The 14,682-nt window shown below is 62.5% G+C and carries 16 protein-coding genes; 15 read left to right on the top strand and 1 reads right to left on the bottom strand.

What is annotated here, in order from left to right:
- Window positions 1-62: 62 nt before the first annotated feature.
- The 14 genes from prmC (at window position 63) to QM609_RS16045 (ending at window position 12,547) form a co-directional block, all read left to right on the top strand.
- The gene (prmC, locus tag QM609_RS16110) at window positions 63-995 is read left to right on the top strand and encodes a peptide chain release factor N(5)-glutamine methyltransferase (RefSeq protein ID WP_030537333.1); all 933 of its coding nucleotides are present in this window, start codon (window positions 63-65) and stop codon (window positions 993-995) included.
- A complete protein-coding gene (locus QM609_RS16105; RefSeq protein WP_003941345.1) occupies window positions 992-1,654 on the top strand; it encodes an L-threonylcarbamoyladenylate synthase in 663 nt (220 codons plus the stop codon). Before prmC ends, QM609_RS16105 begins: the two co-directional genes overlap by 4 nt.
- A gap of 2 nt (window positions 1,655-1,656) precedes the next feature.
- On the top strand, window positions 1,657-2,982 hold the full coding sequence (glyA, locus tag QM609_RS16100; protein WP_042923189.1) for a serine hydroxymethyltransferase: 1,326 nt from the start codon (window positions 1,657-1,659) through the stop codon (window positions 2,980-2,982).
- Window positions 2,979-4,166 carry a glycosyltransferase family 4 protein gene (locus QM609_RS16095; RefSeq protein ID WP_030537335.1) on the top strand — a complete coding sequence of 396 codons (1,188 nt, stop codon included), beginning with the start codon at window positions 2,979-2,981 and terminating at the stop codon, window positions 4,164-4,166. The genes glyA and QM609_RS16095 overlap by 4 nt, the downstream gene beginning before the upstream one ends.
- A gap of 32 nt (window positions 4,167-4,198) precedes the next feature.
- Complete coding sequence (locus QM609_RS16090) at window positions 4,199-4,669, top strand: Cg1360 family ATP-synthase-associated protein (protein ID WP_019749175.1); 471 nt, start codon at window positions 4,199-4,201, stop codon at window positions 4,667-4,669.
- A 280-nt stretch (window positions 4,670-4,949) separates the two neighbouring features.
- The gene (gene atpB / locus QM609_RS16085) at window positions 4,950-5,777 is read left to right on the top strand and encodes a F0F1 ATP synthase subunit A (protein ID WP_050655259.1); all 828 of its coding nucleotides are present in this window, start codon (window positions 4,950-4,952) and stop codon (window positions 5,775-5,777) included.
- An 83-nt stretch (window positions 5,778-5,860) separates the two neighbouring features.
- Window positions 5,861-6,109, top strand: coding sequence for an ATP synthase F0 subunit C (locus QM609_RS16080; RefSeq protein WP_042923194.1), 249 nt, complete (start codon window positions 5,861-5,863; stop codon window positions 6,107-6,109).
- Between the two features lie 7 nt (window positions 6,110-6,116).
- Entirely contained in the window at window positions 6,117-6,677 is a 561-nt protein-coding gene (locus QM609_RS16075; protein WP_042923197.1) for a F0F1 ATP synthase subunit B, read from the top strand.
- A 5-nt stretch (window positions 6,678-6,682) separates the two neighbouring features.
- On the top strand, window positions 6,683-7,507 hold the full coding sequence (locus QM609_RS16070) for a F0F1 ATP synthase subunit delta (protein WP_283337312.1): 825 nt from the start codon (window positions 6,683-6,685) through the stop codon (window positions 7,505-7,507).
- A 62-nt stretch (window positions 7,508-7,569) separates the two neighbouring features.
- The gene (gene atpA / locus QM609_RS16065; RefSeq protein WP_007726218.1) at window positions 7,570-9,213 is read left to right on the top strand and encodes a F0F1 ATP synthase subunit alpha; all 1,644 of its coding nucleotides are present in this window, start codon (window positions 7,570-7,572) and stop codon (window positions 9,211-9,213) included.
- Between the two features lie 48 nt (window positions 9,214-9,261).
- On the top strand, window positions 9,262-10,245 hold the full coding sequence (locus tag QM609_RS16060) for a F0F1 ATP synthase subunit gamma (protein ID WP_003941320.1): 984 nt from the start codon (window positions 9,262-9,264) through the stop codon (window positions 10,243-10,245).
- Between the two features lie 3 nt (window positions 10,246-10,248).
- On the top strand, window positions 10,249-11,700 hold the full coding sequence (gene atpD, locus QM609_RS16055) for a F0F1 ATP synthase subunit beta (RefSeq protein ID WP_003941349.1): 1,452 nt from the start codon (window positions 10,249-10,251) through the stop codon (window positions 11,698-11,700).
- A gap of 6 nt (window positions 11,701-11,706) precedes the next feature.
- Window positions 11,707-12,075, top strand: coding sequence for a F0F1 ATP synthase subunit epsilon (locus tag QM609_RS16050; protein WP_003941287.1), 369 nt, complete (start codon window positions 11,707-11,709; stop codon window positions 12,073-12,075).
- Window positions 12,076-12,124: 49 nt separating this feature from the next.
- Window positions 12,125-12,547: a DUF2550 domain-containing protein gene (locus QM609_RS16045; RefSeq protein ID WP_029255703.1), complete on the top strand. Its 423-nt coding sequence runs from the start codon at window positions 12,125-12,127 to the stop codon at window positions 12,545-12,547.
- Between the two features lie 10 nt (window positions 12,548-12,557).
- Here QM609_RS16045 and QM609_RS16040 read toward each other — a convergent pair whose 3' ends face one another.
- The gene (locus QM609_RS16040) at window positions 12,558-13,130 is read right to left on the bottom strand and encodes a cob(I)yrinic acid a,c-diamide adenosyltransferase (RefSeq protein ID WP_030537338.1); all 573 of its coding nucleotides are present in this window, start codon (window positions 13,128-13,130) and stop codon (window positions 12,558-12,560) included.
- A gap of 54 nt (window positions 13,131-13,184) precedes the next feature.
- On the opposite strand from QM609_RS16040, the gene murA reads away from it, so the two are divergent.
- Window positions 13,185-14,444, top strand: coding sequence for a UDP-N-acetylglucosamine 1-carboxyvinyltransferase (gene murA, locus QM609_RS16035; protein WP_003941314.1), 1,260 nt, complete (start codon window positions 13,185-13,187; stop codon window positions 14,442-14,444).
- The last annotated feature ends 238 nt before the right edge of the window (window positions 14,445-14,682 follow it).

Genomic DNA, 14,682 nt, shown 5'->3' with positions numbered 1-14,682 from the left:
GACCTCCATCCCGCCGGGAACTCGGTGAACCGCGTGTCGGTCGAGCGTGGCAGGCTGTACCCGTGAGTCGACTTCCACTTCGTTTGGCGCTGATCGAAGCTGCAAAACAGCTCGACGCCGCAGGTGTGCCCAGCCCACGCACCGACGCCGAGTTGTTGGCATCCCACCTGCTCGGGGTCGAACGCACGCGTCTCGGACTGATTCCGTTGGTCGATCCCGAGGTCATCGCGGCGTTCGACGAGTTGGTTGCCCAACGGGTGAAGCGGATTCCGTTGCAGCACATCATCGGAGTCGCGTCGATGGGCAACATCGACGTCGCTGTCGGGCCGGGTGTCTTCATTCCGCGGCCGGAAACCGAACTGCTCATGGGTTGGGCACTCTCGTTCCTCGAAGGTTGCGGAAGCAAGCCGCCGGTAGTTCTGGACCTGTGTACGGGATCGGGTGTACTCGCGCTGTCCATCGCCGAGGCCCGTCCGGACGCCGTCGTTCACGCCGTGGAGAAGGAGCCCGCCGCCCTGGCGTGGGCGCGTCGTAATGCTGCCGACCGCGAGGCCGCCGGTGATACACCGATCCATCTGCATCAGGGTGATGTCACCGATCGGAACCTGTTGCCAGGGCTCGAGGGCGGCGTCGATCTGGTCGTGTCCAATCCGCCGTACATCCCCGAAGGCGCGCAATTGCAGCCTGAGGTCATGGATTACGACCCACACACCGCACTGTTCGGCGGTACCGACGGTCTGTCCGTCATCAAACCCATGATCAGCAACATCGCACGGTGGCTTCGAATCGGCGGCGCGGCAGGCATCGAGCACGACGACACCAACGGGGACGGCGTCGCTGCGCTGTTCTCGGCGCGCCGGGTATTCGGCGAGGTCGCGCAGCATCCAGATCTTGCCGGTCGTCCGCGATTCGTCGTCGCCAGACGTGTCGCCACCGACGTCGAAGCACAGCGGAATCGAACGCCCGAAGCGCAGAGTGAAAGGATGGCTGAGTGAGCACCGTGTACGACTGCAGTCAGACAGATTCCCGAACCGCAGGCTTGGCCGCCGCGAAGAACGCGCTCAAGGCCGGCCGACTCGTAGTTCTCCCTACCGACACCCTTTACGGACTCGCCGCCGACGCGTTCGACAGCGAAGCTGTCACGAGTCTTTTGCGCGCCAAGGGACGCGGGCGAGACATGCCCGTCCCGGTTCTGGTCGGATCGTGGAACACCATCGACGGGCTCGTCTACAGCGTGCGCCCGCAGGCACGGGATCTGATCCGCGCATTCTGGCCCGGCGGACTGAGCCTGGTCGTCGAGCAGGCGCCTTCACTTGCCTGGGACCTCGGTGATACCCGCGGAACCGTCATGCTCCGCATGCCCTTGCATCCGGTTGCCCTCGAACTGTTGCGCGATGTCGGACCGCTTGCCGTCTCGAGCGCCAACATTTCGGGGCGTCCGCCGGCAACTACCGTCGAGGAAGCCCGAGATCAGCTCGGCGGATCTGCCAGCGTGTATCTCGACGGGGGCAAGGCCGAACACGCCGTTGCTTCCACGATCGTCGACCTGACCGGCAATTCACCGCGTATCTTGCGAGTGGGTGCCGTCTCGGCAGAATCCATCGCCGAGGTATTGGGCACCAGTCCGGAAAGTCTCGTAGAGGGAGTTTCGTAACGATGGTCGGCGCCGGCGGCGAGCGCGCGGGGGAATCCACGTATTGGGGACCGGATTTCGGTGAGCTTGCCACGGCAGACCCCGAGATCGCGGCTGTTGCGCTGGCCGAACTCGAGCGTCAGCGCGACGGACTTCAACTCATCGCGAGCGAGAACTTCACCAGCCCTGCCGTACTGGCTGCCTTGGGTTCGACCCTGAGCAACAAGTACGCCGAGGGCTATCCGGGTCGGCGTTACTACGGCGGGTGCGAGTACGTCGACGTAGCCGAGAATCTGGCGATCGATCGGGCAAAGGCGCTGTTCGGCGCCGAGCACGTCAACGTCCAACCGCATTCGGGGGCCACTGCGAATCTCGCGGTGTACGCCGCATTCGCCAAGCCCGGCGACACCGTATTGGCGATGAGTCTGCCGCACGGTGGGCATCTGACTCACGGGTCTCGCGTCAGCTTTTCTGGGCAGTGGTTCACCACCGTTCCCTATCACGTCGATTCGGCCACCGAATTGATCGACTACGACGAGGTTCGCACCCTGGCTCTGGCGCACAAGCCGAAAATCATCGTCGCCGGCGCGACCGCGTACTCCCGCACCATCGACTTCGCAGCCTTCCGCTCGATCGCAGACGAGGTCGGTGCGATCCTGTGGGTCGACGCCGCCCACTTCATCGGACTCGTGGCAGGCCGGGCGATACCTTCGTGCGTTCCGTACGCCGACGTCGTCTCCGCGACGACGCACAAAGTCCTCAGAGGCCCGCGCGGCGGAATGATCCTGTGCCGCAGCGAGCATGCCTCGGCTGTAGATCGCGCGGTGTTCCCCTTCATTCAAGGCGGCCCGATGATGCATGCGATCGCCGGGAAAGCGGTTGCGTTCAAAGAGGCGTCGACGCCGGAATATCGTTGGTATGCACAGGAAGTGGTTGCCAACGCATCGGCGCTCGCGCTGTCGTTGGAAGCTCGCGGTCTGCGCACCGTGTCCGGTGGAACCGACACACATCTGGCGCTTCTCGACCTGCGCGCAAGCGGTGTCACCGGCGTCGACGCCGAGCGTAGGTGCGGACTGGCTTCGATCACGCTCAACAAGAACGCGATTCCGTTCGATCCGCAGTCGCCCGCCGTCACGTCCGGAATCCGCGTCGGGTCCGCGGCCGTGACGACCCAGGGTTTCAACCGCTCCGACATGAGCGTGGTGGGGGAGTTGATCGCGCGCGCAGTTGTCGCGGACCCCGCCACCACGTCAGGAGAGGCCGAGTTGGCAGCAGTTGCCGACGGCGTTCGCGAACTGGTCCGGGCAAAGCCTGCCTATGCCCGCCAGACGGGTGATCTCGAGCAGTGATCACTTCCTACGAGGCGACCACGTATCTGGCACAGGGTGGCGGGGGAGCGGGTGTTCCCATCCGTGAACTTTTGCTCGTGCTGTGTACGGCGGCGGTGGTGACCTACCTGGCGACTGGCGCAGTCCGGTTGTTGGCGCTGAGGTTCGGCGCTGTCGCGATTCCTCGTGATCGGGACGTTCACGTCGAGCCGATTCCGCGCCTCGGTGGCGTCGGAATGTATGTCGGCATGGCTGTCGGTCTGCTGTTCGCGCAGCAATTACCCGCGCTCACAAGAGGTTTCGGCTTCGGCAGTCCTGACGTACACGCTGCGCTCGTAGCTGGCGCCGTCATCGTCCTCGTGGGTGTGATCGACGACAGGTGGGGCCTCGACGCCCTCACCAAATTTGTCGGTCAGGTGACTGCTGCCGGCGTTCTCGTGGTGATGGGCGTCAGCTGGTTCATCATCTACAACCCGTTCGGCGGTGACGGTGGGTCCACCATCATCCTCGATCAGATTCAATCCGGACTGTTCACCGTTGCTGTTGCCGTCGCGACCATCAACGCCATGAATTTTGTCGACGGTCTCGACGGATTGGCCGCCGGGTTGGGGCTGATCGCGGCGCTCGCCATCCTCATCTTCTCGATCGGTCTTCTCCACGATCAGGGCGGCGACGCGAGTGTCTACCCGCCGGCGATGATCGCGGCGGCCTTGGCAGGCGCTTGTCTCGGTTTTCTTCCACACAACTTCAATCCAGCGCGCATTTTCATGGGCGATTCCGGGTCGATGTTGATCGGTCTCATGCTGGCCGCGATCTCCACCAGTGCATCCGGTCGTATTCCGCTCGCTGCTTACGGAACCCGCGACCTCGTCGGCCTCCTCGCGCCGTTGTTGCTGGTCGGGGCTGTGATGTTCATCCCGATGCTGGACATGCTCCTGGCCGTGATCCGCCGGACGAAAGCGGGCGTCAGTCCGTTCAGTCCGGACAAGATGCACCTGCATCATCGCCTCTTGCAGATCGGACACACGCACCGACGAGTTGTGCTGGTCATCTACCTGTGGGTCAGCGTCCTGGCGTTCGGTGCCGTCGGATCCTCGCTGCTCAATCGTCAGCTGGTTGTTGTACTCGTCGCGGCCGGTTTGGTTCTTGCGTTGTTCTTCACTGCGGTGCCTTCGCTGATCGATCGCAAGCAGCAGCGTCGCTAGCCAAGTTTTCCGATCCATTACCCTTGGGCATCGTGACGAACACGCCGCAGCCTGTACCTGCCTCGCAACCCATCCCTGATTCGACCGCCGCCATGAAGTCGGCCGTGAAGTGGGGTGTGATGGGGCTGATCGCGCTGGCCGTGGTCGGCGCGCTCCTGGGCGGGCTCTTCGCCGGTAAGGAAGGCGTCTACGGCGCTCTGATCGGCGCAGCCGTCGGCGGCGGGTTCATCCTGTTCACGGCGTTGGGCGTGCTGCTCACAGCGAAGCTGCCTGCGCTCACGGCCGGTGCCGTTCTGCTCGGTACCTGGCTGCTGAAGATGATTCTCGCCATGGTGGTTCTCTTTGTCCTCTCGGACATGGATTTCTACAACAAGACCGCCCTCGTCCTGGTCATCATCATGTCGCTGGTCGTGGTGCTCGGTGCGGAGACTTACGGCGTCCTGGGAACCAAAACTCCGTACGTCGATCCCACTCCCAGCAGCAACGTCGACGACGACGAGTAGTACTACAAGAGGTAACTAATCGGACTTCCAGGTACCCCATCTACACAATGTCGTAGATGACTTGATAAGGTTCGGTTCAAGCGAGAGCAATGGTGGGCCGAGTAACACTCAGCCGACGATGCCATGTGCTCGCAGGTGGTCGAAATTCTGACCACTGAGTCGACGAGAGTCGCCGACACCGACAGACGCCAGGCCCCTCTAGGGTTCTCCAGCTGCTGACGAATGCGCGAGTCGAACTTGTCGACTTGTAGATCGTCAATGTCCGATCGAACCGCAGTCAATGATGGCTGCGGACCGACTACGGGAGAGAACGCTGAGCGTCACCACCCTGGCCGCGGATGAATTCCATGCGCCGTCACTAGACGATTTTTTCCCGCCCTCCGTGTTGATCCACGCGGGCCCCTTCGAGCTCGACCGTCTGATGCTGATTCGTCTGCTGATGTCGGTGCTGGTCGCAGCGTTCTTCGTGATCGCGATGCGCAGCCCTCGATTGGTTCCCCGCGGACTTCAGAACGCCGCTGAGCTTGCGCTCGACTTCGTTCGGATCAACATCGCCGAGGAGATCCTGGGCAAGGAACAGGGCAAGCGCTTCCTGCCGGTCATCACGACGATCTTCTTCCTCGTGGTCGCCAGCAACCTGGCCAGCGTCATTCCTTTCCTGAACATCTCGCCGAACGCGCGAATCGGTATGCCGCTGGTACTCGCAGCGCTCGCCTACATCGTGTTCAACTACGTGGGAATCAAGAAGTACGGCTTCTTCAAGTACGTCAAGAGCAGCATCGTCGTTCCCGGCGTCCCGCTGCCCCTGCACTTCCTGTTGGTGCCCATCGAGTTCATCTCGACCTTCATCCTGCGTCCGTTCACGCTGATGGTTCGTCTCATGGCCAACATGTTGGCCGGCCACATCCTGCTGGTGCTGTTCTTCAGCGCGACGAACTACTTCTTCTTCGTGTCCGGCGGATTCCAGGCGATCTTCGGTGTTCCGTCGATCATTGCCGGTATCGCATTCACGTTCTTCGAGCTGCTGGTCATCTTCCTGCAGGCGTACGTGTTCGCGTTGCTGACCGCGGTGTACATCGAATTGGCGCTTCACGCCGACGAGCACTGACCTTTTACCTCATCACCAGCTACACCAAGAACTGAGCCTCTTGCCGAATCCGGCGGAGGTCAACAGAAAGGGAACGGAACACCATGAGCCTCGCATACCTGGCACAGGAAACTGCCGAGACTGTCTCTCGCTCCAAGGGCTTCGGAGCCATCGGCTACGGCCTCGCAGCGATCGGCCCCGGCATCGGCGTGGGTATCGTTGTTGGCAAGGCAATCGAAGGCATGGTCCGCCAGCCCGAGATGGCCGGACAGGTTCGCACCACGATGTTCCTCGGTATTGCATTCACCGAGGCCCTCGCGCTGATCGGCCTCGTCGCCGGCTTCATCTTCTAAGACCGACATGGCAGCCACCATCGCAATTCTCGCGGCGGAGGGGACGACTGAACACAACCCCCTCATCCCCGAGACATACGACATCGTGTGGTCCGCGGTCGCGCTCGTAGTAGTCGGTTTCGTCTTCTGGAAGCTCGTTCTTCCGAAGTTCCAGAAGGTCTTGGCCGAACGCACCGAGCAGATCGAGGGCGGTATACAAAAGGCCGAAGCAGCACAGGCAGAGGCAGCAGCAGCGCTCGAGCAGTACCGCGCGCAGCTCGCCGAAGCTCGTACCGAGGCAGCGCAGATCCGTGAGGAAGCGCGTACCCAGGGTCAGCAGATCATCGCTGACATGAAGGTTCAGGCGCAGGACGAGAGCGACCGCATCGTGGCCGCAGGCCACAGCCAGCTCGTCGCCCAGCGTCAGCAGATCGTCGCTGAGCTCCGCTCGGATCTCGGCAAGACCGCTGTAGACCTGGCCGAGAAGGTCATCGGGGAGTCCCTCGCCGACGACGTGAAGCGCGCCGGAACGGTTGATCGTTTCCTCAACGAGCTCGACACCGTCAGCGCTGATTCAGCCAGGAAGTGAGCAACATGTACGCAGCGAGCCGTGAAGCCTTGGCGCAGACTCGTTCTGCGCTGAGCAGTGCCCTGGGCGCCGTCTCTGCAGGAGCCGCAACTGCTGCTTCTGCTCAGGCTGGGTCCGAGCTCTTCTCGGTGGTCGAGGTACTCGACGGCCAGCGCGCTCTTCGCAGCGCGCTGGCTGACGCTTCGGCACCGGCCGCTGGTCGCCAGGCTTTGGCAGAGCAGTTGTTCTCCGGAAAGGTCGGCGCCGAGGCGCTCGCCACCGTGAAGGCAGCTGCAGGCCAGGACTGGTCTGCGGCCCGCGACTTGGTCAACTCGCTCGAACTGCTCGGACGCGAAGCTCTGCTCCGCGCCGCAGCCGATCAGAGCCAGTTGGACACCGTTGAGGACGAGCTCTTCCGTCTCGGTCGCATCGTGGCAGGGGATCCCAGCCTGGAGCAGACGCTCTCGGATCTGTCGGTTCCCGCAGCCCGCAAGCGTGAGTTCCTCTCCCGCTTGCTCTACGGCAAGGTCACCGCGGTCACCGAGGCACTCGCCGGACAGGCTGTCGGCCGGTTGAAGTCTGCACCCGCAGACACTTTCGATCAGCTGTCGAATCTTGCCGCAGCGCAGCGCGATACCACCGTTGCTCACGTTCGCAGCGCCTCGGCGTTGAGCTCGGAGCAGTCGGATCGCTTGGCGAGCACTCTTACCCGCAGCTACGGGAAGCCGGTAGCAGTGCACGTCGAGGTCGATCCAGAACTCCTCAGCGGCTTGGTCGTCCGGGTGGGCGACGAGGTTATCGACGGCAGCGCAGCGGGTCGACTCGCAGCACTGCGGAAGAACCTCAAGTAGTCCTTCAGCCGAACACATACTCCAGATCTTTTCGAAGACCAGACACCGAGAGCAGGAAAAACATGGCGGAGCTGACGATCTCCTCCGACGAGATCCGTAGCGCGATCGACAACTACACCGCGAGCTACTCCCCGGAGGCCTCCCGTGAGGAGGTCGGCACAGTGACCGACACCAGTGACGGCATTGCGCACGTCTCTGGCCTGCCTTCGGCTATGTCCAACGAGCTGTTGGAGTTCCCCGGTGGAATCGTCGGCGTCGCGCTCAACCTGGATGCCACCGAAATCGGTGCCGTCATCCTTGGCGATTACCAGAACATTCAAGAAGGCCAGGAAGTAAAGCGCACGGGCGACGTTCTGTCGGTTCCCGTCGGCGATGCTTTCCTCGGCCGCGTCATCGACCCGCTGGGTGCGCCCATCGACGGCCTCGGCGAGATCGAGAGCACCGAGAACCGTGCACTCGAGCTCCAGGCCGCTTCGGTGCTCGAGCGCCAGCCGGTCGAAGAGCCGCTCCAGACCGGTATCAAGGCTATCGACGCCATGACCCCGATCGGCCGCGGCCAGCGCCAGCTCATCATCGGCGACCGCAAGACCGGCAAGACCGCGGTCTGCATCGACGCCATCCTGAACCAGAAGGCCAACTGGGATTCCGGCGATGTCAACAAGCAGGTGCGCTGCATCTACGTTGCCATCGGTCAGAAGGGTTCCACCATCGCGGGCGTCAAGGCTGCCCTCGAGGAGAAGGGCGCGATGGAGTACACCACCATCGTTGCTGCCCCGGCATCTGATTCCGCAGGCTTCAAGTGGCTCGCACCGTACACCGGCTCGGCCATCGGCCAGCACTGGATGTACCAGGGCAAGCACGTTCTGGTCGTGTTCGACGACCTGACCAAGCAGGCAGAGGCGTACCGCGCCATCTCGCTCCTGCTGCGTCGCCCGCCGGGACGCGAGGCTTACCCCGGCGACGTCTTCTACTTGCACTCCCGTCTGCTGGAGCGTTCGGCGAAGCTGTCCGACGCACTCGGCGGTGGCTCGCTGACGGCTCTGCCGATCATCGAGACGAAGGCGAACGACGTCTCGGCTTACATCCCGACCAACGTCATCTCCATCACCGACGGTCAGGTGTTCCTCGAGTCCGACCTGTTCAACAAGGGCGTTCGCCCCGCGATCAACGTCGGTATCTCGGTGTCCCGCGTCGGTGGCGCTGCACAGACCAAGGGCATGAAGAAGGTTTCCGGTTCGCTGCGTCTGGAACTGGCTCAGTTCCGTGAGCTCGAAGCGTTCTCCGCCTTCGCATCCGACCTCGACGCTGCCTCCAAGGCTCAGCTCGAGCGCGGTGCCCGCCTGGTCGAGCTGCTCAAGCAGGATCAGTACAGCCCGATCCCCGTCGAGGACCAGATCGTCTCGATCTACCTCGCCGGCGAAGGCATCTTCGACAGCGTTCCGATCGGCGACGTCCGTCGCTTCGAGAAGGAACTGCTCGAAGACCTCAAGCACTCGGCTGCAGGCGTCTACTCCAGCATCAACGGCGGTAAGGCACTCGATGCCGACAACGCTGCTGAGCTGATCGCTGCAACGAACAAGTTCAAGGAAGGCTTCATCGCATCCGACGGAAGCCGGGTCGTGAACGAAGCCGAGGCTGACGCTTTGGGCGCCGACGAGGTCGCGAACGAGCAGATCAACGTCAAGCGCAAGACCGTCAGCAAGTGACGTACGCGCCCATGACACTGCGAATTCCGAAGGGAGAGTGATTGATCGATGGCGAGCATTCTCGAATTGCGGTCTCGTATCAAGTCGGTCAACTCGACCAAGAAGATCACCAAGGCACAGGAACTGATCGCGACTTCGCGTATCACCAAGGCTCAGATTCGCGTCGCCGCGTCCAAGCCGTATGCCGAGGAGATCACGAAGGTACTCACCGAATTGGCGAGTGCGTCTGCTTCGCTCGATCACCCGTTGCTCAACGAGCGTCCGGAGCCCAAGCGGGCAGCGGTCCTCGTTGTCACCAGTGACCGCGGCATGTGTGGGGGCTACAACTCCAACGTCCTCAAGCAGGCAGAAGAGCTCATGGCTCTCCTCCGCAGCGAGGGCAAGGAGCCGGTCGTGTACGTGCTCGGTTCCAAGGGGCTCGGCTACTACACGTTCCGCGGCCGCGACATCGGTGCTGCGTGGACGGGCTTCTCGCAGGATCCGGGTTACTCGGATGCCGCGAAGGCCAGCCGCCACCTGGTGGAGCTGTTCATGGCTGGTTCGGGTAACCAGGTTGCCGCTCCGAACGGTGAAGGCACGATCGAGGGCGTCGACGAACTCCATATCGTCTACACCCGCTTCGTGTCGATGCTGACGCAGACTCCCGAGGTTCGCCGTATGGCTCCTCTCGAGGTCTTCGTGTCGGAAGAGCGCATCGAACTCGGTGACGACATGCTGACCAACGGCCACGACGACGACCATGACAATGGCCCCGTCGCGGACTTCAGCTTCGAGCCCGAGCCCGAGAAGCTTCTCGGCGCTCTTCTCCCGAAGTACGTCAGCACTCGTATCTTCTCGTCGCTTCTCGATGCTGCGGCATCGGAGTCGGCAGCCCGTCGTACTGCCATGAAGGCCGCGACGGACAACGCAAACGAACTGGTGAACACGTTGAGCCGTCAGGCCAACCAGGCTCGCCAGGCCCAGATCACCCAGGAAATCAGCGAGATCGTCGGCGGCGCCAACGCGCTCGCCTCGAGCGCAGGAAGTGACTAGCACATGACCGCAGCAGTAACCGAAAACAACGGGGCAGGTTCGGCTTCGGCCGTAGCCGGCCGCGTCGTGCGGGTCATCGGTCCCGTCGTGGACGTTGAATTCCCGCGTGGCGCTGTTCCTGAACTGTTCAACGCCCTGAACGCCGAGATCACGCTTCCCTCGGTCGCCAAGACGCTGACGCTCGAGGTTGCACAGCACCTCGGTGACAACCTGGTCCGCACCGTCTCCATGCAGCCCACCGACGGCCTCGTCCGCGGCACTGCAGTGACCGACTCGGGCAAGCCGATCTCGGTTCCCGTCGGTGACGTCGTCAAGGGCCACGTGTTCAACGCCCTGGGCGATTGCCTCGACACCCCCGGCCTCGGCCGCGACGGCGAGCAGTGGGGCATCCACCGCAAGCCACCAGCCTTCGATCAGCTCGAAGGTAAGACCGAGATCCTCGAGACCGGCATCAAGGTCATCGACCTTCTCACCCCGTACGTCAAGGGTGGAAAGATCGGCCTGTTCGGTGGCGCCGGCGTCGGCAAGACCGTTCTGATCCAGGAAATGATCACGCGTATCGCTCGCGAGTTCTCGGGCACCTCGGTGTTCGCAGGCGTCGGTGAGCGTACCCGTGAGGGCACCGACCTCCACCTGGAAATGGAAGAGATGGGCGTCCTCCAGGACACCGCCCTTGTCTTCGGCCAGATGGACGAGCCGCCCGGAACGCGTATGCGCGTCGCCCTGTCCGCACTGACGATGGCGGAGTACTTCCGCGACGTCCAGGGCCAGGACGTTCTGCTGTTCATCGACAACATCTTCCGCTTCACGCAGGCAGGCTCCGAGGTTTCCACCCTCCTCGGCCGTATGCCTTCGGCAGTGGGCTACCAGCCCACGCTGGCGGACGAGATGGGTGAGCTCCAGGAACGCATCACCTCGACTCGCGGTCGCTCGATCACCTCGCTGCAGGCTATTTACGTGCCCGCCGACGACTACACCGACCCCGCGCCGGCTACGACCTTCGCGCACCTCGATGCCACCACCGAGCTTTCGCGCCCGATTTCGCAGATGGGTATCTACCCCGCTGTGGATCCGCTGAGCTCGACCTCCCGCATCCTGGAGCCCGGCATCGTCGGTGCCGAGCACTTCCGCGTCGCCAACGAGGTCAAGCGCATTCTGCAGAAGTACAAGGAACTGCAGGACATCATCGCCATCCTCGGTATGGACGAGCTTCAGGAAGAGGACAAGGTCCTCGTCGGCCGCGCCCGTCGTATCCAGAAGTTCCTCGGCCAGAACTTCATCGTTGCCGAGAAGTTCACCGGTGAGCCCGGCTCCGTCGTGCCGCTCCGCGACACGATCGAAGCCTTCGACCGCGTCTGCAAGGGCGAGTTCGATCACCTGCCCGAGCAGGCATTCAACAGCTGCGGTGGACTCGACGACGTCGAGGCTGCAGCCAAGAAGATGGCCGGGAAGTAGTCCACGATGGCTGAGATGACCGTAGAACTCGTTGCCGTCGAGCAGCGCTTGTGGTCTGGTTCGGCGACGCTGGTCAGCGCTCAGACCACCGAGGGTGAAATCGGAATCATGCCTGGGCATGAGCCGGTCCTCGGCCAGCTGATCGAGGGCGGAACCGTGTCGATCACCTCGGTCGACGGCGAGCGTATCGTTGCTGCGGTACACGGAGGATTTCTCTCCGTCACTGCGACGACGGTGACGATCCTTGCCGAGTCCGCGGACATGGCACAGGACATCGACGTCGAGGCAGCCAAGGCTGTCTTGGCCGAGAACTCGGGCGACCTCGAAGCGATTGCGGTCGCCAAGGGTCAGCTCCGGGCCGTCGAGCGCGCGTAAGTTACTCGAGTAAAGCCGCGACGGGAGCCGACGAACAGTGACATTCGGAATGACTGTGTTGATCATTCTGGTTGTGCTGCTCGCGGTTCTCGTCGCGGCTTTTCTGTATCGTCTGCTGGTTCTGCGTCGCGGCGGTACCGCTGCACTGCTTCGTGTTCTGCCATCTCCGGGGGACAGCGGGTGGCGTCACGGAATCATTCGCTACGGCGAAAGCACCTTTGTCTTTTTCAAACTGTCGAGTCTGCGGCCGGGCCCGGACTCCAGGATCGATCGTCAAGGTATCGAGGTCGAGAGCCGTCGTTCTCCCTCGGGTACCGAATTCGACATCATGAGCGACGACATCGTCGTGGTCAAGGTCAATGACGGCTCGTCGGCCTACGAAATCGCTTTGGACAGTGGAGCATTGACAGCGTTCCTGTCCTGGGTGGAATCTCGGCCGGACGGGCGCGCCCGTAGGCGACGCACCGCCTGACCGGTCCCGCTCAAGCCCCGGCGCCGGGCTTCCAGAGCACATCGCCTTCAGGATTTGCCACTCTTCCCATGATGAAGAGCAGATCCGACAATCTGTTGAGGTATTTCGCGGGGAGCACGCTCGTGTCCTCCGGGTTCGCATTGATGGCGGACCAAGCCGCACGCTCAGCACGCCGCGAGACGGTTCTTGCTACGTGAAGCAGGGCTCCCAAGGCGGTTCCGCCCGGCAGAATGAACGAATTCAACGGTGCCAGTTGCTCATTGAGTTCATCGCACCATCCTTCGAGTCGATCGATGTAGGACTGAGTCACTCGTAGCGGCGGGTACTTCGGGTTCTCGACCACGGGGGTGGACAAGTCGGCCCCTGCGTCGAAAAGGTCGTTCTGGATCTGGCGCAGCATTGCGAGGAGATTCTCCGGGGGAGTGCCGAGGGCAACGGCCACACCGATCGCTGCATTGGTCTCGTCGCAATCCGCGTAGGCGATCAGACGCGGATCGTTCTTGGACACGCGGGAAAAATCGCTGAGGCCCGTGGTCCCGTCGTCGCCGGTCCGGGTGTAGATCTTCGTCAGGTGAACAGACATAGGGCTACGGTACCGGCGCGGTGCCGACGAGGTTGTGGCTCTAGGCTGTGAACCGTGAGTGAGCACTTTCTTGTGACCGGGGGTAACCGCCTCGAAGGTGAAGTACTGGTGGGAGGGGCCAAGAACAGTGTGCTGAAGCTGATGGCCGCGGCGCTGTTGGCCGAAGGCACCACTGTCGTGACCAACTGCCCGGACATTCTCGACGTACCGCTGATGGCGGACGTTCTGCGAGGTCTGGGCTGCGAAGTCGAACTCGAAGATTCCGAAGTGCGGATCACGACGCCGGCCGAGCCGAAGTATCACGCTGACTTCGATGCGGTGAAACAGTTCCGAGCGTCAGTGTGTGTTCTCGGTCCGCTGGTCGCGCGTTGTAGACGCGCTGTTGTTGCCTTGCCTGGCGGTGACGCCATCGGTTCTCGGCCCCTCGACATGCACCAATCCGGGCTCCGCCTGTTGGGTGCGCGCAGCGAGATCGAACACGGATGTGTAGTTGCCGAGGCAGACGACCTGCATGGAGCGAACATCCGCCTGGTCTTCCCGTCTGTGGGTGCAACCGAGAACATCTTGATGGCAGCGGTCCTCGCCCGTGGTGAGACAGTGATCGACAACGCTGCACGTGAGCCCGAGATCGTGGATCTGTGCAACATGCTCAACGAGATGGGCGCCAAGGTATCTGGCGGCGGAAGTTCGACGCTCACCATTCAAGGCGTCCGCAAGTTGGAACCGACTACGCACCGTGTCATCGGCGATCGGATCGTCGCTGCAACGTGGGGTGTCGCGGCATCCATGACCAGGGGTGACGTCCGCGTTCGTGGGGTGAACCACAAGCATCTCGGACTGGTCCTCGACAAGCTTCGGACGGCCGGCGCGGAGGTGACTCCCGAGGTTGACGGTTTCCGCGTCATTCAGCGTGAACGGCCTAAAGCGGTCAATTTCGCAACATTGCCGTACCCCGGATTCCCGACCGACCTGCAGCCGATGGCAATCGGTTTGGCTGCGGTTGCCGAAGGCACGTCGATGATCACCGAGAACGTATTCGAATCGCGTTTCCGATTTGTCGAGGAAATGATCCGACTCGGCGCCGACGCTCGTACTGACGGTCACCATGCGGTGATCCGCGGAGTTCCGGTGTTGTCGAGTGCACCGGTGTGGTCTTCGGACATTCGGGCCGGCGCCGGGCTCGTGCTTGCGGGGTTGGTTGCGGACGGAACCACCGAAGTTCACGACATCTTCCACATCGACCGTGGGTACCCGCGATTCGTCGAGAATCTCCGTGGACTCGGGGGAGTGATCGAGCGGGTGGGCTCCGAATAGCTTCGGTGCTCGGCGTCACACTCGGGCCTATTCGCAGTTGGCGGAAAGGCTCAACGGTCTGACCTGGCCTTAATCGGCCAATTCGGTGTGGTGACCAGGCGATTTGTGAATTGATTGAAGGTTCGCGTAACTTATTCCAAGTCAGAGCGACACGGACACCGACTCCCACCTGCGAGGGTGAGGGACACGAGGTTGTACGAAGTGCCTGGCGAACACAATCCAGTTTTTCTTCTCGGGG

It is taken from the genome of Rhodococcus sp. IEGM 1302, assembly GCF_030056935.1.
In the GTDB taxonomy this organism is placed as follows: domain Bacteria; phylum Actinomycetota; class Actinomycetes; order Mycobacteriales; family Mycobacteriaceae; genus Rhodococcus_F; species Rhodococcus_F qingshengii.
This window is presented reverse-complemented; position numbering and strand designations above follow the sequence as displayed.

What these genes read in the sequence shown, in the direction of transcription:
- atpB (WP_050655259.1), top strand. Translation starts at nt 4,950, where the DNA reads ATGATGGCTGCGGACCGACTACGGGAGAGAACGCTGAGCGTCACCACC.
- glyA (WP_042923189.1), top strand. Translation starts at nt 1,657, where the DNA reads ATGGTCGGCGCCGGCGGCGAGCGCGCGGGGGAATCCACGTATTGGGGA.
- QM609_RS16050 (WP_003941287.1), top strand. Translation starts at nt 11,707, where the DNA reads ATGGCTGAGATGACCGTAGAACTCGTTGCCGTCGAGCAGCGCTTGTGG.
- QM609_RS16080 (WP_042923194.1), top strand. Translation starts at nt 5,861, where the DNA reads ATGAGCCTCGCATACCTGGCACAGGAAACTGCCGAGACTGTCTCTCGC.
- atpD (WP_003941349.1), top strand. Translation starts at nt 10,249, where the DNA reads ATGACCGCAGCAGTAACCGAAAACAACGGGGCAGGTTCGGCTTCGGCC.
- QM609_RS16045 (WP_029255703.1), top strand. Translation starts at nt 12,125, where the DNA reads ATGACTGTGTTGATCATTCTGGTTGTGCTGCTCGCGGTTCTCGTCGCG.
- atpA (WP_007726218.1), top strand. Translation starts at nt 7,570, where the DNA reads ATGGCGGAGCTGACGATCTCCTCCGACGAGATCCGTAGCGCGATCGAC.
- QM609_RS16070 (WP_283337312.1), top strand. Translation starts at nt 6,683, where the DNA reads ATGTACGCAGCGAGCCGTGAAGCCTTGGCGCAGACTCGTTCTGCGCTG.
- QM609_RS16060 (WP_003941320.1), top strand. Translation starts at nt 9,262, where the DNA reads ATGGCGAGCATTCTCGAATTGCGGTCTCGTATCAAGTCGGTCAACTCG.
- QM609_RS16075 (WP_042923197.1), top strand. Translation starts at nt 6,117, where the DNA reads ATGGCAGCCACCATCGCAATTCTCGCGGCGGAGGGGACGACTGAACAC.
- QM609_RS16040 (WP_030537338.1), bottom strand. Translation starts at nt 13,130, where the DNA reads ATGTCTGTTCACCTGACGAAGATCTACACCCGGACCGGCGACGACGGG.